Source organism: Paenibacillus sp. FSL H7-0737, assembly GCF_000758545.1.
In the GTDB taxonomy this organism is placed as follows: domain Bacteria; phylum Bacillota; class Bacilli; order Paenibacillales; family Paenibacillaceae; genus Paenibacillus_AQ.
This window is the reverse complement of the sequence record NZ_CP009279.1, coordinates 4367605-4389460: the sequence shown is the minus strand read 5'-3', so window position 1 is coordinate 4389460 and position 21856 is coordinate 4367605. Positions and strand designations below refer to the sequence as shown.

Below are 21856 nucleotides of genomic sequence, written 5' to 3'. Positions count from 1 at the left end.
GATAAAATTGTGCATGCTTTGTTCAATATCGTCGATGTTAGACCTGAGTTGCTTCGTTATATACTTACTTGTGAAAGCACTTTCATATTTGAGGGGGATGCTACACACGTGAAAAAAAGACAAAAGAAGCTCACAGGTTTGTTGCTTGCTATGTCGATGGTTCTAACGTTATTGGCTGGTTGTGGATCAAGCAATACAACGAACAATGCTGCCCCGCCTGAAGCAACTAAGGAGAACACCCCTACAGCTACAACTGAGGCTACCACCGAAGTTAAAGCTTCTGGACTAGAAGGTAAGGTAGTATTCTGGTCGATGTGGAGCAGCACAGAACCACAAGCGAAGGTTATTGAGTCTGCAGTTGCTGAATTCAAGGCAGCTAATCCAGAAGTTGAAGTGGATCTGAAGTTTACCGGTCGTGATATCTTAAAATTGATCAAGCCTGCTTTGGATGGAGGAGAGCAAATTGATATTTGGGAAGCCGATCCAGGTAGCCCAGCTGGTATTCAAGGGATGAAAGATTACGTTATGAAGCTTGATGATTTGCTTGCGGAGCCATCCATCGGAATGGAAGGCAAGTCAGTAAAGGATTCAATGATTCCAAGCTTGTTAAGCTGGATACAATCGCTTTCCATTAAGTACGGTTTAGAAGAAGGTATTTATTCGATTCCGCAGCAACCGTATGCAGTACTCTTTTTCTATAACAAGGAAGTGTATGAGAAGGCTGGGATAACAAAAGCGCCTGCCACTTGGGACGAATTCCTTGCAGATGCTGAAAAAATCAAAGCAGCAGGTTCAGCACCGCTTACCTTTGATGACGCATATCGGGACTTATTTATTGGATCCTATCTGGCAAATGCGATGGGGGCAGATTGGGTAAGCCAGCTTGTGCAGGATAAGACCGGTGAGATGTGGAATGATCCAATCATTCTTCAATTCGCTAAAGATATGGCTAATTTAAACGCTAAAGGTTTTTTCTCTAATAAAATTGCCGGAAGTAAATATCCTGCGGCTCAGCAAGATCTCGTGCTTGGTGGTTCTGCCGCTTATCTAAATGGAACATGGCTTCCGAATGAAGTGCTTGCCACCTCAGGACCAGATTTCAAATGGGGCACGTTTCAATTCCCAGATGTTCCAAATGGAAACGGTAAAGGTGGAAAACAAGGGTTGATCTTTGGATCTCAAGGGATGTTCATTAATAAATCGAGCAAGAATGCAGAGGCTGCTTTTGAGCTTATCAAACATATCGTTAGTAAGCAGATACAAGAAAAAATGGCGAAGGATGCACTTGCGATCCCAGCTACTATTGATTCTGAATGGCCTGCGATGCTTGCAGAAGCAGAGGCTGCTTTTCTAAATGCAAAAGAAAATATGCCTTGGGGTGGAGGTATTGGTGATGGAGGCGACTTTACGCTTGCTACCATTGTGCCTACCTTCATGGAACTTATCACTGGCAAACTGAAGCCAGAAGAATTCGGGCCGAAGCTAAGTGCGGAAGCTAAGAAATTCTACGCCGGTAAATAAAACATAACAATTCCAAATTACCCTCCGTCACTTCGTTCCCTTTTCTCGAGTCTTTTTGTTCAATCTAGATTTAATGTAAATCTATATGTGGCGGTCAATAGCGGCAGCTGCATATAGATTTTTTTAGAGTATTAGGAAGAATAAGTTGCACATTATGATGCGGGGGATACAAAGATGAGAATTAGTAAACCGATTATGATGCTATTCCTTCTGCCTGCTATCCTGGTTTATATGTCGATCTTTTTTTATCCAACCTTGCGGGCAGTGTTTATGAGCTTTTACGAGATATCTAATATAAACAGTAGTATCAGTGAATGGAAATTTATTGGTTTAGACAATTACTGGGGGTTATTTCATAATTCCTATTTTTTAAATTCTTCATTAAATGTGCTTAAGATTTGGATTATTGGTGGACTCATTGTTTTCGTTATGGCTTTTTTCTTCTCCGTGCTTATTTCCTCCGGCGTTCGTTTCAAAGGATTCTGGAGAGCCTTGATTTACCTGCCTAATACTGTATCTGTTGTTGTCATGTCAGTAATATGGCTTCAGTATGTGTATAATCCAACCTTTGGATTGTTGACACATGTATTTCGCCTTCTTGGACTTGAACAATTAGCCAATATTCAATGGACGGATGACCAGCATTTATTTTTATCCATGCTGATCGCTTTTTGTTTTGGATCAATTGGTTATTTCTTATTAATTCTTGGTGCGGCCATGGATCGGATACCTAATGATTACTACGAAGCAGCATTATTGGAAGGAGCAAACACAGTATATCAGTTCTTCCATATTACTCTTCCGTTACTCCGTGATGTGTTTAAGACCACGCTGGTGTTATGGACGGTTACAGCCATTAACTTCTTTGTATGGTCTTCCATTTTCGGGAGAAATGATCCACATACGATGACTCCTGGCTATTATATGTACTTGAAGGTATTTGGTGGGGAGAGAATTTCTGATACGCAAGCTTTTAATGTTGGAGCAGGGGCTGCGATTGGTGTATTGATTACTGTTGCAATTATTGGATTTTCCTTCTTGATTGGTCTGTTGTTTAGGAAGGATCGTTTAGAATATTAGGAAGGAGGAGACAATATGCGTTTTCACTCAATCACTCGAATCATACGATATGTTCCATTAGTAGTCTGGCTTATCTTTACAATTATTATTTTTGGATACGCATTCCTTGCTTCACTCAGCACGACAAGAGAGATATTTACGAACAAACTACTGGCGAGCGGATTTCATTTCTCTAACTATACCCGATTATTCGAAGAAACGAAGATCGGCTTGTACTTTTTGAACAGTCTAGTTTATACGGTAACCTCTTGCGTAGGTATTATTGTTGTTGCAGCTCCGGCTGCTTATATATTGGGAAGAATTCAGTTTAGGGGAAAAAGGTTAGTTGATTTAATGTTTATCTCGGCATTATCAGTTCCGGGGCTATTGATCTCGATCCCGTTGTTTTCGTTATTTTATTCATTGAATTTAACAGGCTCAACATTTACGTTAATCTTTGTATACATTTTTACGAATGTCCCTTTTGCTGTATTTTTGCTTACAGGGTTCTTTGCATCCATTCCGAAAGAATTGGAGGAATCAGCAGCGATCGATGGATGTGGGCCGATTAAAGCTTTTATCAAAATCATCTTACCTATGGCACAGGCTGGTATTTTGACATTAACGATTTTTAATGTGATGGGGATTTGGAATGAATATTTTTATGCTCTGATCTTTGCTAATAATCCGGATCGACATCCAATAGCATTAGCTCTTCAATCCATCGTAGTAGGATATACGAATACTGGTAATTACTCGGGTATTTTTGCTGCGTCACTTCTGGTGTTCCTGCCCACGTTTATACTTTATCTTCTTGTGTCCAGAAAGATCGTTGCTGGGATTACAATCGGTTCTGTAAAAGGTTGAGGTAATAACCACCTAATAATATAGGTGGTTCTTTGCGCACCCATAAGGATTTCTTAGGAAACTTAACTTGCGACAAGGAAACCCATACAGTACACTTTCTTTAACTAGTACAAACCTAAGATAGCTTGGGAAAGAACTTTGAAAAAGGAAGTGTTAAATAGTGGATTTAGAGATGGTCATGCAGGAGCTGGAAGCGCTTGGCAAGGAACGAACCAAGAAAATATATATGTCTAATGGAGCAAAGGAACCGCTATTTGGCGTGGCTACCGGAGCAATGAAGCCAATTTTCAAGAAAACCAAAATAAATCAGCCATTGGCTGAGGAACTTTACGCGACAGGGAACTATGATGCCATGTATTTTGCTGGCATCATTGCTGATCCCAATGCAATGACGGAAGCGGATTATGACCGATGGATGGATGCGGCTTATTTTTATATGCTGTCCGACTTTGTAGTGGCAGTAACCTTGGCAGAAGCAGATATTGCACAACAAGTTGCCGATAAATGGATCGCGAGTGGTGAAGAGCTGAGAATGTCAGCGGGCTGGAGCTGTTACTGCTGGCTGCTTGGCAGTCGGCCGGATGTTGAGTTTTCCGAAAGCAAGCTTGCTGGTATGCTTGAGATGGTGGAAAATACGATTCATGATTCTCCAGAACGTACCCAATACGCAATGAATAATTTCATGTACACAGTGGCCGTATCTTATTCGCCACTTCATGATAAGGCCAGTGAAACCGCAAGAACTGTAGGGCCAATTGAAGTTGATAAGAATAAGGCAAAGAGTAAATTGATTCACGCGTACGCAAATATTCAAAAAGCAGTCGACAAAGCTCGGCTTGGTTTTAAACGCAAGCATGTAAGATGTTGATCTAGCAGAAGCTTCTAGAGAAGAAAAAGGAAAAAGGATTCCCTGAAACTTCACTCTGCGTTACTATATAGAAATGACTCCAAGTGGGAGAGAGAAGGGGGAAAAGCATACATGGGCAACTTATTGGAAATTTTGCACAAGGAAGTCGTACCGGCAGAAGGCTGCACAGAGCCGATCGCAGTTGCGTATGCCGTCTCCTTGGCGGCAGAGCTTCTCGAGGAAGAAATAACGGGGATTCAGCTGCATCTCAGTGGTAATATTATTAAAAATGCAATGGGAGTGGGCATCCCTGGGACAGGCCAGACAGGTCTGCCTATCGCAGCAGCCCTTGGTGCGGTGGTCGGACGTTCGCACAAGGAGCTGGAAATTCTATCAGGTCTGACTCAGGATGAGCTAAAGCTGGCAAATGACCTGCTTGATCGAAAGCTGCTAAAAGTGGAGATAATGGACACTCCTGAGAAATTATATATTGAAGCACAGGTGAAGACAGAGAATCATACAGCGACTGCCATCCTTGCTAAAGAACACACTAATATAGAATATCTGGCTCTGGACGGGAAAAAAGTGACACCTAAGAAGTCTAAAGCAGATTGTGGCAAGCCTGGTCTTTCCGATACTGAAGCCTATGAAGGCTCTGTAGATCGGATATTCGAGTTTATAACTACGGCTCCATTTTCAGATCTTAGCTTCCTCTTGGAAGGCGCTCGGATGAACAAAGCGATTTCCGAAGAGGGACTCCGAGGCGATTATGGGTTGCAAGTAGGGAAGAAGATGAATCAGCAATCTGCTGTGAATTTGTTCGGCAATGATGTAGCGAACAAAATAATAGCGGCTACTGCTGCGGCTTCAGATGCTCGTATGGATGGCAGCGCAATGCCTGTGATGACAACAGCGGGCAGCGGTAATCAAGGCATCGCCTGTACGCTTCCTGTTATATCTTTGGCGGAATTACTTGGCAAGAATGAAGAGACGCTGGCTCGGGCGCTTGCACTAAGTAATCTGGTCACTGTGCATATCAAGCATTATATTGGGCGGTTGTCGCCTTTATGTGGATCAGGAATTGCAGGTGGAGTTGGAGCGAATAGCGGGATCATTTATCTCATGGACGGCACTCTTGAGCAGATCAAGCATGGGATACAGAATACGATAGCCTCTTTATCAGGAATGATTTGCGACGGTGCAAATTCAACCTGTGCGCTGAAGATATCTACCTCCACCAATACGGCGATTCAGGCAGCCACACTAGCGATGAACAATATTGCTCCTTCGACCAAGGATGGAGTTATTTTTGAAGAGGTCGAAGACACTATCCGCAACATGGAGCGACTGGTTCAGGAAGGTCTGGCGGATACTGACAAGACCATTCTAAATATCATGCTCTCCAAAGACGGAGCGAATTAGCCTCTCTTAAGGTAATAACAGGTTAGAACATCATAATTTAAGACCGTCCGGTTCCCTGCATGAATGGCAGGAAACTGGGCGGTCTTTTTATCTATTCAGTAAGGGTATTTGTTATTGCGAAGATTTGCATTAAATTTTAACATAACTTATTCTGAGATCATAAAGGCATAGACTGATGGTATAAAAAGGAGATATTATGACGGAGAAGATAGATATAGGATGGAACTTTGAGAACAGTTATGCTCATCTGCCGGAATCCATGTTTACAAGGATCAAACCAACTCCTGTGCGTAAGCCGGAGTTAGTTATTTTAAATGAACCATTGGCTACTACCTTAGGGCTGAATAGCACAGCACTACATAGTAAGGAGGGGGTTCAGAATCTTGCAGGCAATGAAGTCCCTGAAGGTACTGTGTCCCTTGCTCAAGCGTATGCTGGACATCAATTCGGACATTTTACCATGTTAGGTGACGGCCGAGCTGCACTGATTGGTGAGCAGATCACACCCCAAGGTGAACGCATAGACATTCAGCTTAAGGGCGCGGGAAGAACACCATATTCTCGTGGTGGCGATGGCCGAGCCGGACTTGGACCGATGCTTCGTGAATATATCATCAGCGAAGCCATGCATGGTTTGGGTATTCCTACCACTCGCAGCTTGGCAGTGGTAACTACTGGAGAAACGATTATTCGAGAAACAGAGCAGCCTGGTGCTATTCTGACCCGAGTTGCTGCAAGTCATCTACGGGTGGGCACCTTTCAATATGTTGCAGCGTGGGGTACTGTTGAGGATGTCCGTACTCTGGCAGATTACACATTACAAAGACATTATCCGGAAGCTGTTTCTCAAGAGAATCGTTATCTTTTCCTGCTTCGAGAAGTGATTGGACGTCAGGCTGAATTAATTGCCAAGTGGCAGCTGGTAGGATTTATTCACGGAGTAATGAACACCGACAACATGGCGCTTAGCGGAGAAACGATTGATTATGGTCCTTGCGCCTTCATGGATGTGTATCATCCAGAAACGGTATTCAGTTCCATTGACCAGCAGGGTCGTTATGCCTATGGCAATCAACCGGGTATTGCCTCTTGGAATCTCGCGAGATTCGCTGAGACTCTCCTGCCATTGCTGGCTGATGATCAAGAACAGGCGATTCAGCTCGCTGAAGAGGAAATTGCAGATTTTAAAGAGCGGTCTTACCATCACTGGCTCTCAGGTATGAGGGCGAAGCTCGGAATCTTCAACGAAGAGGTGGAGGATGTAGCGCTAATTGAGGATCTGCTAGATTTGATGCAGAAATATCGGGCAGACTATACCAATACCTTCCGAGCCCTAACTTTAGAGAAGCTGGAAGAAACCGCTCTGTTTGGTGCAGCGGAATTTACGAAGTGGCAAGAGTTATGGCAGGCTAGACTTAGCAGACAGCAGCAATCGAAAGAGGTTTCGCTGCAGCTAATGCGCAATAGTAATCCGGCGATCATTCCGCGGAACCACAGGGTAGAAGAAGCGCTCCAAGCGGCAGTACAACAGGAAGATTACAGTGTGATGGAGCAATTGCTTAAAGCTCTTTCCAATCCTTACGCTTATTCCCCTGAACAGGATGAATACTCGGCACTACCTGAGGAATCAGCACGTCCATATCGAACCTTCTGCGGCACTTGATTTGCTGATAATGATCTAAATAATGAGGTGAAGTAAGAATGTTTCATGTATATGATGTTCTGGCTAACCAGTTGCTAGCTAATGCGAATGATCCAAGTTGGTATGTGCCCTTTGAGGTAGCCGTAAAAGACTTAAGCGAAGAAGAAGCATTTTGGAAAGTAACGGAAGAAAGCAATAGTATTGCTGAGGTAGTGCAGCACCTGCTCTACTGGAATGAAACTTGGCAAACAAGGTATAAAGAAAAGAGTATCCATGCGGTTCCTTCAGTGGATAACAATAATACTTTTGTCGTTGCAGAAGGAGTAAAGTTCCAAGAGCTTCAACAACAACTCTTAGAAGTTCTTTTACGTTGGCAGGAACTGATTACAAAGGAACAATTGGATGCCGATGTTCAAGAATTCCAAGGCAGTCAGTGGTGGGAAGTAATAGGCAATGTGACAACACATAACGCGTATCACGTGGGGCAAATCGTTTTTATTCGAAAGATCCAAAAGAGTTGGAATCGCACTATGAAGTGAATTGAAGGACGTTAACGGATGTACATTCATCTGGCTAACGTCTTTTTTGCGAATATCAATGAAGATAAGTTGCGAAAAATACTTACATATACTTATGATTACGTATTTAATACTTGCAAATACTTACTTAATAACTTATGATGACTTTAGGAGGTGCATACATGATGTTTCAAGAGGAGAGATTGTTAAAAATACTCGAATATTTGAAACAACACCAATCGATGAGTGTTCAAGAGATCTGTACGCAATTTGATGTATCCAGAGATACCGCACGTAGGGATATTGTTAGATTAGTACAAGAAGGTGTTGTGATCCGAACGCATGGAGGGGTATCGTTACCTGAGTTACAAAAAGAATTGTTATCTTATCAGGATCGATTGATCGATGAATCTGAGAGTAAGCAGAGGATAGGGAAGGCTGCGGCGCAGCTTATCCAAGATCATGAGACTGTGATTTTAGATGTATCAACCACCGTGCAGTTTGTAGCAGAACAGATCAGCGCGAAGGATATTACGGTTGTCACGCACTCGATTGATAACGTAGGGATCTTGTCACAGCGGGAGGATCTGCAAATTTATGTTCTTGGTGGTTACTTGAATGTGAAAAACCGCTTGTTATATGGCCCTTCTATTATCGATAAACTTAGTGAAATCCGTGCTGATAAAGCCTTTATTGGAGCATCCGCGATCCGTGCTGATGGACTCTATTATCCATATGAAGAAGATGTGCGGGTGAAGAGAGAAATGGCCCGAAGATCAGATCAAGTCATCTTAGTGGCTGATCACACCAAATTTATTGGCAAATCATTTTTCCGTCTAGACTTTGAGTTCGTTGACATTCTAATTACCGATCGGGAACTCCCCAGTGAGATCAGAGAAATTCTAGATCAGAAGAACATCACAGTGATTGAATGTCCAGAAGAAACTGAAGAGGCTCGAGAGCAAGACTGATAACAAAACAGAGGAGGATATTTATGTCTTATATTCTGCAAAATGTACAAGTGGCGCTTCAGAATCGTATTGTCCCAGCGGCTAATGTGTGGATTTCTGAAGGGAAAATCATAAAGATAGATACAGAGGATCTTTCGATTCCAGAGGGACAATATGAACGGATCGATGGTGGTGGCCATTTATTAGTACCCGGGATGATAGATGTTCATATTCATGGCGCCAATGGCTTCGATATGATGGACGGTACGGAAAAGAGTATTCAAGAGGTCTCAAGTGCTTGTGCTTCATCTGGCTGTACCTCATTTTTGGCTACCTCTGTGAGTTCTACGCTAGAAGATCTTTTAGAAATGATTCGTAGTGTCAAGCGTGTGATCGGACATGAAGTGGGCGCAAAGATCGCAGGTATTCATTTAGAAGGACCTTACTTGAACCCGAAGCGAAAAGGAATGCAGAACGAAAAGTATCTACGCCACCCCAACTTAGAGGAAATGAACCTGATTTTTGAAGAAGCGGGTTCACTCATTAAGATGGTTACAATTGCTCCGGAGTTACCGGGAGGGATGGAGCTCATTTCCTTTTTGAAAGAAAAGGGTGTAGTTATAGCCATCGCTCATTCGGATGCCACATATGAAGAAGCTAAACAAGCCTTTGCGTCGGGGGCAAGTCATGTTACGCATTGTTTTAATGGCATGCGGCCTATCCATCATCGAGATCCAGGGGTAATTGTGGCTGCTTTTGAAGAGAAGCATGTAAGTCTTCAAGCGATTGTGGACAACGTCCATCTGCATCCTGCAATTATTCGATTAATGCATACCTTGAAAGGACCAGAAGGAATGGTCTTGATTACAGATGCACTGCAAGCTATGGGACTAGGTGATGGGGATTATATGTTCGGAGGCCATCATGTTACGGTATCCGAGGGGGTAGCGAGACTGAAGGATGGAACGCTAGCTTCAAGCACAGTGACTATGAATGAAGCTTTACGTTATACTGTCGAAACTGGAATTCCATTGATAGACGCCGTAAAGATGGCTTCAACTACGCCGGCCAATATTCTTGGACTTCAACAAAAGGGGACAATAACATCCGGCTTTGATGCTGATCTGGTCCTCTTGGATGATGAATTTAAAGTGTGCTGGACAATGGTGAATGGTCAAATTTCATAAATCATGATGAATACAGGTTACTTCTGCTCAATGCAGTTGTAACCTGTATTCATGTGCGGTTATGCCAAACACGCTTTTAAAATGCCGGTTCAAATGAGTTAAATCCACAAATCCACAATCTACTACAGCGGCATAGATATCCTTAGTTTTCTCAATGGACTGCTTGGCATGCTCTACCTTGCAATTTAAGAAAAATTGATAAGGTGATATTCCTGTATGTGTCTTAAACTCTCGGATAAATTGATATTTGGAAAGTCCAAACTCTTTACAGAGATCATCTAGTTTCAGTACATGTTCTAAACTGCAGTACATCATTTCCTTTGCTTTTTTGACAAATTTATTATTTATCCTGTGCTCTGTAACTAGTTCAGTATTAGATACTTGATGAACCAGGTTTAACAACAGCTCACTGCACAAGGACTCCTCTTTGCCATTCTGGATGGCATGACTTAGCGCTAATATGCACTGTACCAATTTGTCATCGTATAGGATGGGAGAGGCGAAGCGAAGTTCCTTTTTTCCTAGGATCTCTTGTATCAAGGTTGGCTTGATATATAGCATGACATAATCAATACCTGCTTTATCATATGAATTGCCGTCATGCGTTTGCTCGGGATTAAATAGCATTACGCCATTTTTATGAGAGGATTGCAAGCTACCATCAAGGTTATATTGCTGAATGCCACGTAAGGTGACACCGATTGCGTATTCCTCATGGCAATGTTTTTTATAAGTGAAATCACTCATGCTAGCTGACAATGTTAGGATATCTGCTGACTTTTTATAGTTGAATTTCTCCACGCTCTTAACCTCCACGACTTATAGGATTCCCGATATCATAATGGCAGAGTATACTAAAAATAGTGCCATCAAAGTATTTAGAACTTTTTGGTGATTTTGCAGAAATGCTCTGAAGATTGCCCCAAATACAACCCATGTCGTAAAAGCAAAAAATCCGATCACAGTTATAATTATAACAAACATAAATAAGGTGAGAGAAGAAGTATAGAATGGCATTACATAGCTGGGAATGACTGTTAAAGTAAATAAGAGCACTTTAGGATTCACAAGCTGCATAAGTAAACCTGACCGAAAATTGGCATTTGGATTAGGCTGGTCTTCCATTGCACCCATTTTAAAGATTTTATAAGCAAGATAGAGCATATATATACTTCCGACGACTTGCATAATGATCAGGATATTTGGGATAACCTCCACCAGAACACGATTCATCAAGGTAGAAAGGATAAGCAATAGACCAAAAGCCATCGTAGCCCCGTATACATACCGCATGGTTTTCTTAGCCCCTGAATGTTGCACGGAAGAAAGAATAACAATATTGGCAGGACCGGGTGAACATGTAACTACAATGCAATAGAGAAAAAAGGAAATTATATTCATGATGACCTCCAGTAAAAGTTGTCTTATGAATATAAACCTCATAACTTGATTGTTTATAGTACATTATTGCAGAGGAGATCAACATAATGAATGAGACAAAGCATTTAACTATTAGTACACTCACCGAGGGCGATTATGTATCTACATGCCGGGTATTTGAAGAATCAATATCGGATGCCTTTTACAAAGAGGGATTAGGTCACTTACTTGAGGATATACAAAGTGAAACCGATCATAAAAAGCAAAAGGCGCTATCTTCACTGGAACAGGCAAACTCGGATATTTATTTCTTTATCGCTAAAATCAATGAGAAGGTTGTGGGTACGATTTCCTATGGTCCCTGTGGTGAGACTATTCAAATCTGTACAGAACATCAGTTGGATCATTTGGGGGAATTGGGGAGTTTATACGTGTTGCCAAGCTATCAGGGGCAAGGGATTGGTTCGGCATTAATTAAGAAAATGACGATATTTCTAAACGAACAAGGGATAGAGCAATTTTGTTTGGACAGTGGCTATAAACGTGCACAAATCAAGTGGAAGCGTAAATTTGGGGAGCCTTATAAGGTAGTAAAAGATTATTGGGGACCCAATTCCGATCATATGGTTTGGTTGTGTAATGTAAGAAGTGATTAAATGGAAATTGTACATCATATGAAACGATAGCGTCGTAATATTATATATATAATGTCGCATTTTCCTACTAATAAAGGGCTTTGTTATGTGATATTTTATTAGTAGATGTCAGAATAACATATATACGGGAGGCACAAGCAAATGACGATAAGAATTGGTAAGATTAGCTATTGGCATGTACATGCTTGGGACTATACGAAGCAAGCTCAAGAACATGAGGATACTGTATTGGCTGCAGTTTGGGATGAAGATGCAGAGCGTGGGAAAAAAGCTGCCGAAAGCTTAAATGTTCCTTTTTTCGAATCACTGGATGAACTGCTTGCGCAAGAGGATATAGATGCCGTCATAGTGGATGCGCCGACCAATGTGCACAGAGATGTAATTGTTGCTGCGGCTAAAGCGGGCAAACATATTTTTACGGAAAAAGTAATTGCCCCCACACATAAAGAAGTTGAAGAGATCATAAGTGCAGTGGAAGAGAACGAGGTGAAGCTGACCGTATCCTTGCCACGTCTAAATGATGGATACGCATTAACGATTCAAGAGGTTCTAAGTCAAGAACTGCTCGGAGAGATTACTTACGTTAGAGTACGCTTATCCCATAATGGGGCTACAGCAAACTGGCTTCCCGATCATTTCTATAGCTTGGAACAATGTGGTGGCGGAGCTTTGATTGATCTGGGCTGTCATCCTATGTATTTGACAAAGCTTTTCTTAGGTCAAGAAGTGACTGGTGTAAGTGCTAATTTTGGTTATGTAACGGGCAAGGAAGTAGAAGATAATGCAGTGGTAACATTATTTACGAAATCAGGAGCAATTGGTGTGGTCGAGGCTGGTTTCGTGAATAGTCATTCGCCGTTTACCATCGAGGTACATGGAACCGAGGGAACTCTTCTTTACGGAACACCAGAGGATAAGCTTCTTCTTAGAAGTAACAAATCCGCTGACAAAGAGGAAGGATGGAAAGAAGTAGCGCTACATGCTAATCGTGAAAGCGCATTCCATCAGTGGGTTAATCATATCCAAAAGGATACTTTCGCCACCGAGAATGTTCAAATTGCTGTGGAGCTTACGAGATTAATGGAGGCGGCGAATCGTTCTGCTAAAGAAGCTCGTATGATTCGGTTAGCAGATCTAGACGCTTAACCGGTCTCCACCTGTTAGGAGGATTTAACATTGAGTAACTTTCCCTATGAGATGATGTTTGAGAAGCATGATATGCTCGAAAGATTGGATATTTCAATCCAATGGGGACATTACGAGATAACAGTTCTTAGATTTCATTTGACCTCTTTTCCGCCGGGAAGAGTCATAGATTTCCATAATCATTCTGAATTCGAATTTCATTTTATTCCAAGAGGAAAGGGAGAAGTGACTCTTGGCGATTTAAAATACCCCTTGTCTGAGGGAATGTTTTATTTAACCGGACCGGGTGTCATGCACCGCCAAGAGGCGGATCCAGATGATTCTATGGAAGAACTGTGTCTACATGTGGACATCAAAGAGAAGATCAGAGAGGAGGTTGATCCTTGGGAGGTTGCGGAGGCTGAGACCTGTGTTCAGAAGCTAAAGCAGCTACCACTAGTTCCAGCGCAAGATTATCACAGCGCTATGAAATGTTTTCTTGAAGCCTATGAAGCTTGTGAAGGTAAACTGACGGGATATTACACTTCCATTAAACATCTCGTAATCAGCATTTTATTAAAGGCAGTAAGAGCGTATGATGCAGGTGGAATTCGAACAGAAGCACCTGTTAGAGATATGTCAACTTATCGGTACCAATATGCCATTCAATATATGGAAGCTAATTATTCAGGAGCTGTTACCTTGGAGAATGTTGCTGAAAAGCTGAATATTAGTTCAAGGCAGCTGCAGCGAGTGTTTAAACAAGTTAACGCCGATCAATCTTTCAGTAGGGCGCTTGAGGATATAAGGTTGAAAGCGGTCTGCCGTAAGCTTGAAGAAAGCAATTGTCCGATCGAACAAATCGCTCAAACGGAAGGATTTACGAATGCCACGTATTTGCATATCGTATTTCGCAAGCGGTTAGGCATGACTCCAGCAACTTATCGAAATACAAAACAAACTAATTAGAAGTGAGGGTGAAAGATATGAGTAAAGTGTTTCGCGTAGGAATTATTGGATGTGGTGGAATTGCGAATGGCAAGCATCTTCCAAGTTTGAGCAAGCAAAGTAAAGTGGAAATCGTAGCTTTTTGTGACATTATTAAAGAACGTGCTGATGAAGCAGCGGAGAAATACGGTACTAGCGAAGCTGCTGTATATACGGATTACACAGAACTATTAAAAGATCATTCGATTGATATTATTCATGTGCTTACGCCGAATGATGCTCATGCAGAAATTTCAATTGCAGCCCTTGAAGCAGGAAAACATGTTATGTGCGAAAAACCAATGGCCAAGACGGCAGCAGATGCCAAACGAATGGTGGAAGCAGCGAAACGTACAGGCAAGAAACTAACCATTGGATATGACAACCGCTACAGAGAAGACAGCTTATATTTGAAAAAAGCATGTGAGTCCGGGGAGCTTGGTCATATCTATTTTGCAAAAGCACACGCCATCAGACGGAGAGCGGTACCGACATGGGGAGTATTCCTCGATGAAGAGAAGCAAGGTGGAGGACCTCTGATCGATATCGGAACCCATGCGCTGGATCTAACGCTGTGGATGATGGATAACTATAAACCAAAAGTCGTGCTGGGCACCAAATATCACGAACTGTCTCAAAAAGAAGAGGCCGCCAACGCTTGGGGACCTTGGGACCCTAAAAAGTTCACCGTGGAGGACTCAGCCTTTGGGATGGTCGTAATGGAGAATGGCGCTACAATTATGCTGGAAGCGAGCTGGGCACTCAATTCTCTGGATGTGCATGAAGCGAAATGCAGCTTGAGCGGGACTGAAGCAGGTGCAGATATGAAGGATGGACTTAGAATTAACGGAGAGAAATTCAGCAAGCTGTACACTAATAAAATTGAGCTTGGGGCAGGCGGCGTGGCTTACTATGAAGGTAAAGCAGAAAGTGCACCTGACATCGAATTAAGAAAGTGGATCGAGGCTATTGAACAGGATAAAGACCCGGTTGTAACACCTGAACAGGCATATGTTGTTTCGCAAATATTAGAAGCGATTTATGAATCTGCACAAACGGGTAAGGCTGTGTATTTGGATTAGATTTTTGACAAGCATAGAGATATAGAGTAATATCCACTTGTGATTTAATTACAGGGATCTGAGACAAGACTCTCTCTTTACTGGGAGAGTTTTTTTGTTTTTTTTGCATGTTTGAATACTGGGTTATAGGGGTGAAGAGCATGAACACTGTAGAACGCAATCAAGTACTTATTGTGGAAGATGACGATAATATTAGAAGGTTTATAGCTATCAATTTAACGAATAGTGGGTTTGTGGTTAGTGAGGCTGCTTGTGGAGAAGCAGCATTGCAGAGCTTTGAGGCGAACCGGCCAGACGTTATTGTTCTGGACATCATGTTGCCGGATTTAAATGGGTTTGAGATCTGCCGGAAGCTAAGAGAGCAGGACCCTGGGGTCATTATCATTTTTTTAACAGCAAGAGGACAAGATCTGGATAAAATCAATGGCCTTGAAATGGGTGCCGACGATTACATTGTGAAACCTTTTAATCCATTAGAACTGGTGGCACGGATCAAAGCGATATTGCGTCGTACAGAAACAGCTTTAAAACCGCAAAAAACTATCCTTCAAGCTGGACCGATTCGTCTGGATTTGAACTCGAACAAGATGTTTAAGCACGATGACATTATTGAATTAACCCCGAAGGAATTCCAGTTGATGAAGACCTTTTTAGAGCATCCGGATACAGCACTATCTAGGAATGAATTAATGAACCTGGTCTGGGGTGAGGATTTTATTGGTGATCCAAAGACAGTAGATGTTCACGTGCGTAAGCTAAGAGAGAAGATTGAAGAGGACGCCTCTAACCCGCATTGGATTGAGACTGTATGGGGGCTCGGATACCGCTTTAGAAAGGATGGTTGAAGAATGGGTATTCAGAAAAGATTAGTAGGAAGCTATTTTGTAGTGATTTGTCTTACTGTGCTCATTCTTGAGATTATTCTTAATTTATCTGTACGTTATTATTATTTTCATAATATAGAGCAAACCCTGATGAATCAAGCAGAACTGTCGGCTTCTTTTTATCAGCAATATTTTAGCGACGAGGATTTAGAGGCACAATCGGATAGGCTGTTAAAGGGCTTTGCCAGCCATTCCGATGCACAGGTACAGATTATTAATGCTGAAGGTCGGCTGCTGCAGGATTCTAATGGAATCCAAGGCGATTTTACGATGACAGATAACATGGATGTGCAAGCAGCCATACAAGGGCAGCCTGACAGTTGGAAGGGTGAGGACCCTGTAACGGAGGAAGCTATTTTTACGGTGTCGTATCCTTTACAAGCCAAAGGTAACATCGTCGGGGAAGTGAGGTTTATTACCTCCTTAACGGAAACGATACATACAGTAAATCAAATTGCGGTTTTGCTGATCGGGGTAGGTTTGCTCGTGATTGGTATCGTCACCTTGCTTGGATTATTACTATCTTGGACCATAACCAGATCCATTAAAGATCTGAAACAGGCAGCAGACCAAATGTCTGAAGGAGATTTTAGCATAAGAGTACAAAAGCGCTATCAAGACGAGCTTGGTTCCTTGGCAGATACATTGAATATGATGGCCAGTCGAATCTCGAAAAGTGAACAGCTTAAGAATGATTTTATCGCATCCGTATCCCATGAACTGCGTACGCCATTGACCTCGATCAAAGGCTGGGTAATCACCTTGAAGGCGGGTGGGGAGAGTAACCAGGCTCTGTTTCATGATGGGCTAGATATCATTGAATCTGAAAGTGACAGGTTAACTCATATGGTGGATGAATTATTGGATTTCTCCAAATTGGATAACGGAAGAATCGCAATTCACCTCACAACTGTGGAGCTAACAGAGCTGTTGCAGCATATTGGCAGACAACTCACCCCTAGAGCAACCAGACAAGGCATCTTGCTCGAAGTGAAAATAGAAGAGAATCTGCCTGTCATTCAAGCTGACGAGAATCGTGTGAAGCAAGTCATGATTAATCTCATTGATAATTCGCTCAAATTTACTAGCTCCTCTGGTCGAATTCTTATTACTGCCCATACGGTTCCAGGGAAAGTTGTAATTACGGTTGAGGATACTGGGTCAGGCATCGCAGAAGCGGATTTAGAGAATGTGCGGCGAAAATTCTACAAAGGGGATCAACAGGCGTCAGGCAGCGGTTTGGGACTGTCCATCTCGGAACAGATTATTACGTTGCATCATGGCGAGCTGCGTATAAGCAGTACTTTAGGTAAGGGGACGATTGTCCAATTTGACTTGCCGATATAAATAGAGCTCAAATTTAACTATTTCATAACCACTTTCATCTCTTTCACAGATAAAATACTATATATGCGGACAAGCGAGGAGTCGATGATCCAAATGCCGAGCAAATTCATAAAGATAGGTGCTATGTTAACAACGATACTTTTGCTCGGAGGATGCGGAGTGCCGGCGACACCAGGAGAGCTGATTAAGCCTCCATCATCAGAAGCAAGCCTGCAGCGAGACAAAACGAGCCAGGAATTTATCAAATGGCTTCCCGACAAAGCTCAATTGATAACTCCGTTGGATGGACAAGAGGATAATGCTATCTCCTTTGGGGATATGGATGGAGACGGAATCGATGAAGCGGTAGTTGTATATGAATACAGCAAAAACAAAGGTTCTTCTATAAAAGCAATGCTGCTTAGGCAGGAAAATGAAGCGTGGCAAAAGATTTCGGAGGTTGAGGGGTTTGGGTATGGCTTGGATTATGCCGAATTCTATGATGTCGATGATGATGGCCATAACGAGCTCGCGCTGGGCTGGTCATTGGGCGAGGCAGGGAACGGGCTGGATATTTATACGCTGAGTGAAGATAAATTAAAGCTGTTATCGAAGAAGGCGTATCAGGACAAATTTGATCTGAGATAATCATACCACTTTATAATCCGCTGCACTTCAGCTTCATCTTGAAACAAGATGTATTAGTGCTCAGGCGGATTATTTATGATGCTCATTTTACAACAAGAAAAATACAGAAATTAAATAGAGGTTGTATCATGTTTCTCACCACCAAAATTGCAAAGCTGGACAGATCCGTACTGTTTCTCGTAACATGCCTAGTTGGTATTGGTACTGTTGCTATTTATGGCGCGACTACGGATACACGGTTAGATGGTCTTTACATCAGTTCGTTGTATTTATTTGCTTTATTTTGCATACCCATGTTATTCATCGCATTGGTAGATTATAAGATTCTATTAGGTTGGTTAGCATATCTCTTTTATAGCGTGGGTATTGGTCTACTTGTGCTAGTTAAGCTGGTTGGGGAGAACCTCAATGGTGCCGTGCGTTGGTTAAGTATTGGAAGCTTTCAGCTCCAGCCCTCCGAGCTGGCTAAAATATGTACGGTGCTGCTCATTGCTCATCTATTGGGTAAACGAGAAGGACAGCAGCTTCGCTTTTTTCAAGATTTAGTGCCGGTTTGTTTCGTTTTTTTAATTCCTTTTATTTTGATCATGGATCAACCCGATTTGGGTACAGCGCTCGTTTTTGCGGGCATATTGCTTAGTATGCTTTGGATAGGTAACATCCGTGCTCTATATATGATCTTGATCCTCGGTGTGGTGATTATTTCGATTGGCACGATATTATGGCTCTATTATGCCAACTTCGACTTGTTATCCAAGATTGTCGAGCCCCATCAATTGTCACGAATTCAGGCTTTTTTGGACCCGCAGAGTGATCCCGATAAATCTTGGCATGTCAAAAACGCAATGATAGCCATTGGCTCCGGTGGATTATCGGGTAGTGAAGGTATTTTTTTGCGAAAAGGATATATTCCATACGCGTATTCCGATTCGATCTATGTAGTCATCGGTGCAAAATACGGTTTTATAGGTTCATCCATTTTGCTGATGCTATATTTATTGCTCGTCTATCGAATGATCTTTATCGCACTCGAAAGCAGGGACCGTGCAGGGGCATATGTTGTCACCGGGTTTATCGCCATGATTATCTTTCAAGTTTCTGTTAACCTTGGAATGCATCTTGGATTGCTGCCCCTGACGGGGATATCCTTGCCGTTTATTAGTTATGGAGGTAGCTCGTTACTTACTAATATGATTGCGATTGGCATAGTGCTAAGTGTGAAAGTCCATAAGGATGAAAGCACGGATTGAAAAAGCTACTGGAACTGAGTGGAGGGAATTATGACTAACAAACGCAAGTGGACAACAACTCGTAAAATTCTGACGAGCATTGGACTTGTCTTAGGCGCAACGATTATCGGAATTGGAGTATATGCAGGGTATTTATACAAAAAGACGGATAACGCGATAGAGCGCATGGCTGCTCCAGTCAACGTCCAGCCAACCGCTGCCCCAGAGGAAAAAAAGGCGACGGTATCGGTTGAACCTATGATTTTTCTGCTTGCCGGGGTAGATAGTCGGGACGGTGGTGGTGGGGTAATGAATACCGATGTGCTAATGCTTGTCAGCTTCAATCCTGACACGAAGTCGACGAGTTTCTTATCTATACCGAGGGATTTGTTGCTAAAACCTAAATCGTTGCCCTCTCGCAAAGCTAATTATTATTATGCTTACCATTACATAAAAGATAAAACTGAAGCTATCCCTAATACAAAAGAGTTTTTCAGCAATTTACTAGGTCTGCCAATTGATCACATGGTTGTGGTGAATTTTGATGTGCTGAAGGAGACGGTGGACTTGCTTGGCGGGCTAACCATTGATGTCGATATGGATATGAAATATATCGATTCGGCAGATGGAACGAACATCAACTTAAAGAAGGGCTTGCAGAAGCTGGATGGCAAACATGTGCTTGACTTTGTGCGTTACCGCAAATCGAATCAAGGAACGGCTGAATCCTCCGATTTTCAGCGCAATGATCGACAGCAGCAAGTAATTAAGCAGATTCTGGATAAGCTAGGGAATTTCCAAGGCGTGTCCCAATGGGGGAATGTATTGGACATCATCGGTGAAAATGTGAAGACTGATATTCCACAAGCAGATCTCCAGCAATGGTTGTTGAACTTCCCTAAACTCAAACCAGATCATATCAATTCCTTACATGTGGAATCTCTTTGGAAGAGTCCATACGTGTATGTGAATAAAGAGGATCTTAAACAAGCACTTACTACTCTGAGTACGGAAGCGGGTGTTAGCTCCGAAAGCTCATTGCACTTGGAGAATATTGGGACGGTAGATTAAAAGGCTATCACTTAAACTGCTCTTAGGAGCAGTTTTTTTGTGTTCAACTAATAATCCCGATAACCAGTAAAGTAATCCGCCAACGGGTAGAGGCCTGACTTCCAAGCATAGTACCATGAACACAGCGATTATGAATCGTACATTGTTTTGGTTTACTTGAGAGGAGAAGGGAATTTCATGAAATACAGATTGGGTATTATGTTTCTAATTGTACTGACAGGGATGATATCGATAGCTGCATTTAATCCGATTATTGGACCGCTTGCTCGAAATTTGGGACTTAGTGATTTTCAATCAGGATGTTTGGTATCGGTAGCGGGACTTTGCTGGCTGCTCGGAGGATATTTCTGGGAAAAACAAACATTCATGAGCCGGAAATGGCTGCTCGCTTCGATCATGTTCGTCTATATGGCAACACTAGTCATTTTTGCACTGCTGGCTGATTATGCAGTACATGCTGCGAGCAAAACTAGCCTGTTTTGGAGTTTCTTTATACTTCGCGCAATCGCCGGTTTTTTCTTTGGAGGTATTCCAGCATTAGCACAAGCTTATGTTATGGGCTGGAGTACAAAAGAGACCCGTACTCAGGGAATGGCATTATTCGGTGCAGCCAATGGACTTGGCTTCGTAGTAGGACCTGCAATGAGCGGAGGAATGGCTTCGCTGGGACTCACCTCACCAATGTACGCCGCAGCCATATTATTATTCACCTTGGCTATTTTATTTCTAGTGTTTATTCCTAAAGAAAAGAATATCGAGATCGAACGGCAGGCGATTTCACTTTCACCCAACGACAAACGGATACGCCTCTATTTATGGATTGGACTATTGCTATCGTTTGCTCTGAATATCGTGCAGGTTACTATCGGATTTTTTGTGCAAGACAGCCTTGGATACAGTACCCAGCAAGCCACTCAGTTAATTGGAACGGGTCTGGCTATCTCGGGAGTAATGGTGGTGCTCTCGCAAATTGTGATCAGCAAATATCTCAAATGGCATCCTAAGAAGGTGCTGCTCGTAGGGCTATTATTTGTGGCTTTGGGTCTGCTAGGCTTATTATTGTTTATCAGATTTGCTTATGTGGACTTTACATTCTTGGGAATTGGCATCGGCTTTACATTGCTTGGCTACAGTGCGGGTGCTTCAATGGCGGTTCAAGACCATGAGCAAAGAAGCGTTGCTTCCTTTATTGCGGCCCTTCAAGGTGGCGGATCATTTATAGGTCCAGTTATAGGCACAGCTTTATACACCGCGAATATGGCACTTCCTTATTCTTTCTGCGTGTTGTTGATTGGTATTGTAGGTATCGCGAATTTAAAAAACAGATCAGCGGATCATGTGGAGAGTTGTTAAATAGAAATGCTGCTCATAGAGTAGATTCTAAGCTGTCGAGGGAGTCTCGACAGCTTTTTTATTCTGTAGCTTTCTGCTGGCAGTGGCTTTATGTAGAAAATA

21 protein-coding genes are annotated in these 21856 nt (G+C 42.4%); 19 read left to right on the top strand and 2 right to left on the bottom strand.

From position 1 onward, the window contains the following. The first annotated feature begins 108 nt into the window (after positions 1-108). The 9 genes from H70737_RS19255 (at position 109) to nagA (ending at position 10013) form a co-directional block, all read left to right on the top strand. The gene (locus H70737_RS19255) at positions 109-1521 is read left to right on the top strand and encodes an ABC transporter substrate-binding protein (protein WP_052404347.1); all 1413 of its coding nucleotides are present in this window, start codon (positions 109-111) and stop codon (positions 1519-1521) included. A gap of 174 nt (positions 1522-1695) precedes the next feature. Continuing rightward, entirely contained in the window at positions 1696-2601 is a 906-nt protein-coding gene (locus H70737_RS19250; protein ID WP_042189741.1) for a carbohydrate ABC transporter permease, read from the top strand. Positions 2602-2616: 15 nt separating this feature from the next. Beyond that, positions 2617-3447: a carbohydrate ABC transporter permease gene (locus tag H70737_RS19245; RefSeq protein ID WP_042189739.1), complete on the top strand. Its 831-nt coding sequence runs from the start codon at positions 2617-2619 to the stop codon at positions 3445-3447. A gap of 160 nt (positions 3448-3607) precedes the next feature. Then, complete coding sequence (locus H70737_RS19240; protein ID WP_042189737.1) at positions 3608-4315, top strand: DNA alkylation repair protein; 708 nt, start codon at positions 3608-3610, stop codon at positions 4313-4315. 111 nt (positions 4316-4426) lie between these two features. Then, positions 4427-5716, top strand: a complete 1290-nt coding sequence (locus H70737_RS19235) for an L-cysteine desulfidase family protein (RefSeq protein WP_042189735.1) — start codon at positions 4427-4429, stop codon at positions 5714-5716. 196 nt (positions 5717-5912) lie between these two features. Continuing rightward, a complete protein-coding gene (locus H70737_RS19230) occupies positions 5913-7379 on the top strand; it encodes a protein adenylyltransferase SelO (RefSeq protein WP_042189733.1) in 1467 nt (488 codons plus the stop codon). 38 nt (positions 7380-7417) lie between these two features. Further along, positions 7418-7897, top strand: coding sequence for a DinB family protein (locus tag H70737_RS19225; protein ID WP_042189732.1), 480 nt, complete (start codon positions 7418-7420; stop codon positions 7895-7897). A gap of 164 nt (positions 7898-8061) precedes the next feature. Next, positions 8062-8847, top strand: a complete 786-nt coding sequence (locus H70737_RS19220) for a DeoR/GlpR family DNA-binding transcription regulator (RefSeq protein WP_081382852.1) — start codon at positions 8062-8064, stop codon at positions 8845-8847. 23 nt (positions 8848-8870) lie between these two features. After that, positions 8871-10013 (top strand): N-acetylglucosamine-6-phosphate deacetylase, encoded by a 1143-nt coding sequence (gene nagA, locus H70737_RS19215; protein WP_042189726.1) that lies wholly within the window; start codon positions 8871-8873, stop codon positions 10011-10013. 27 nt (positions 10014-10040) lie between these two features. Here nagA and H70737_RS19210 read toward each other — a convergent pair whose 3' ends face one another. Together H70737_RS19210 and H70737_RS19205 are read right to left on the bottom strand one after the other, a co-directional pair. Further along, positions 10041-10814, bottom strand: a complete 774-nt coding sequence (locus H70737_RS19210; protein ID WP_042189723.1) for an AraC family transcriptional regulator — start codon at positions 10812-10814, stop codon at positions 10041-10043. 18 nt (positions 10815-10832) lie between these two features. Further along, positions 10833-11414 carry a LysE family translocator gene (locus tag H70737_RS19205; protein WP_042189721.1) on the bottom strand — a complete coding sequence of 194 codons (582 nt, stop codon included), beginning with the start codon at positions 11412-11414 and terminating at the stop codon, positions 10833-10835. Positions 11415-11500: 86 nt separating this feature from the next. On the opposite strand from H70737_RS19205, the gene H70737_RS19200 reads away from it, so the two are divergent. From H70737_RS19200 to H70737_RS19155, 10 genes are all read left to right on the top strand, one after another. Further along, entirely contained in the window at positions 11501-12049 is a 549-nt protein-coding gene (locus H70737_RS19200; RefSeq protein ID WP_081951165.1) for a GNAT family N-acetyltransferase, read from the top strand. A gap of 141 nt (positions 12050-12190) precedes the next feature. Beyond that, complete coding sequence (locus H70737_RS19195) at positions 12191-13195, top strand: Gfo/Idh/MocA family protein (protein ID WP_042189719.1); 1005 nt, start codon at positions 12191-12193, stop codon at positions 13193-13195. A 30-nt stretch (positions 13196-13225) separates the two neighbouring features. Beyond that, positions 13226-14143, top strand: coding sequence for a helix-turn-helix domain-containing protein (locus tag H70737_RS19190; protein ID WP_231573306.1), 918 nt, complete (start codon positions 13226-13228; stop codon positions 14141-14143). 17 nt (positions 14144-14160) lie between these two features. Then, positions 14161-15243, top strand: a complete 1083-nt coding sequence (locus H70737_RS19185) for a Gfo/Idh/MocA family protein (protein WP_042189716.1) — start codon at positions 14161-14163, stop codon at positions 15241-15243. A 140-nt stretch (positions 15244-15383) separates the two neighbouring features. Beyond that, on the top strand, positions 15384-16088 hold the full coding sequence (locus H70737_RS19180) for a response regulator transcription factor (protein WP_042189714.1): 705 nt from the start codon (positions 15384-15386) through the stop codon (positions 16086-16088). A gap of 3 nt (positions 16089-16091) precedes the next feature. Continuing rightward, positions 16092-17474 carry a sensor histidine kinase gene (locus tag H70737_RS19175; protein ID WP_042189712.1) on the top strand — a complete coding sequence of 461 codons (1383 nt, stop codon included), beginning with the start codon at positions 16092-16094 and terminating at the stop codon, positions 17472-17474. Positions 17475-17567: 93 nt separating this feature from the next. Continuing rightward, complete coding sequence (locus H70737_RS19170; RefSeq protein WP_042189710.1) at positions 17568-18101, top strand: hypothetical protein; 534 nt, start codon at positions 17568-17570, stop codon at positions 18099-18101. A gap of 128 nt (positions 18102-18229) precedes the next feature. Further along, the gene (locus H70737_RS19165) at positions 18230-19351 is read left to right on the top strand and encodes an FtsW/RodA/SpoVE family cell cycle protein (RefSeq protein ID WP_042189707.1); all 1122 of its coding nucleotides are present in this window, start codon (positions 18230-18232) and stop codon (positions 19349-19351) included. Between the two features lie 30 nt (positions 19352-19381). Further along, entirely contained in the window at positions 19382-20401 is a 1020-nt protein-coding gene (locus H70737_RS19160; protein WP_042189704.1) for an LCP family protein, read from the top strand. Between the two features lie 177 nt (positions 20402-20578). Next, positions 20579-21754, top strand: a complete 1176-nt coding sequence (locus tag H70737_RS19155; RefSeq protein WP_042189702.1) for an MFS transporter — start codon at positions 20579-20581, stop codon at positions 21752-21754. Positions 21755-21856 lie beyond the last annotated feature (102 nt).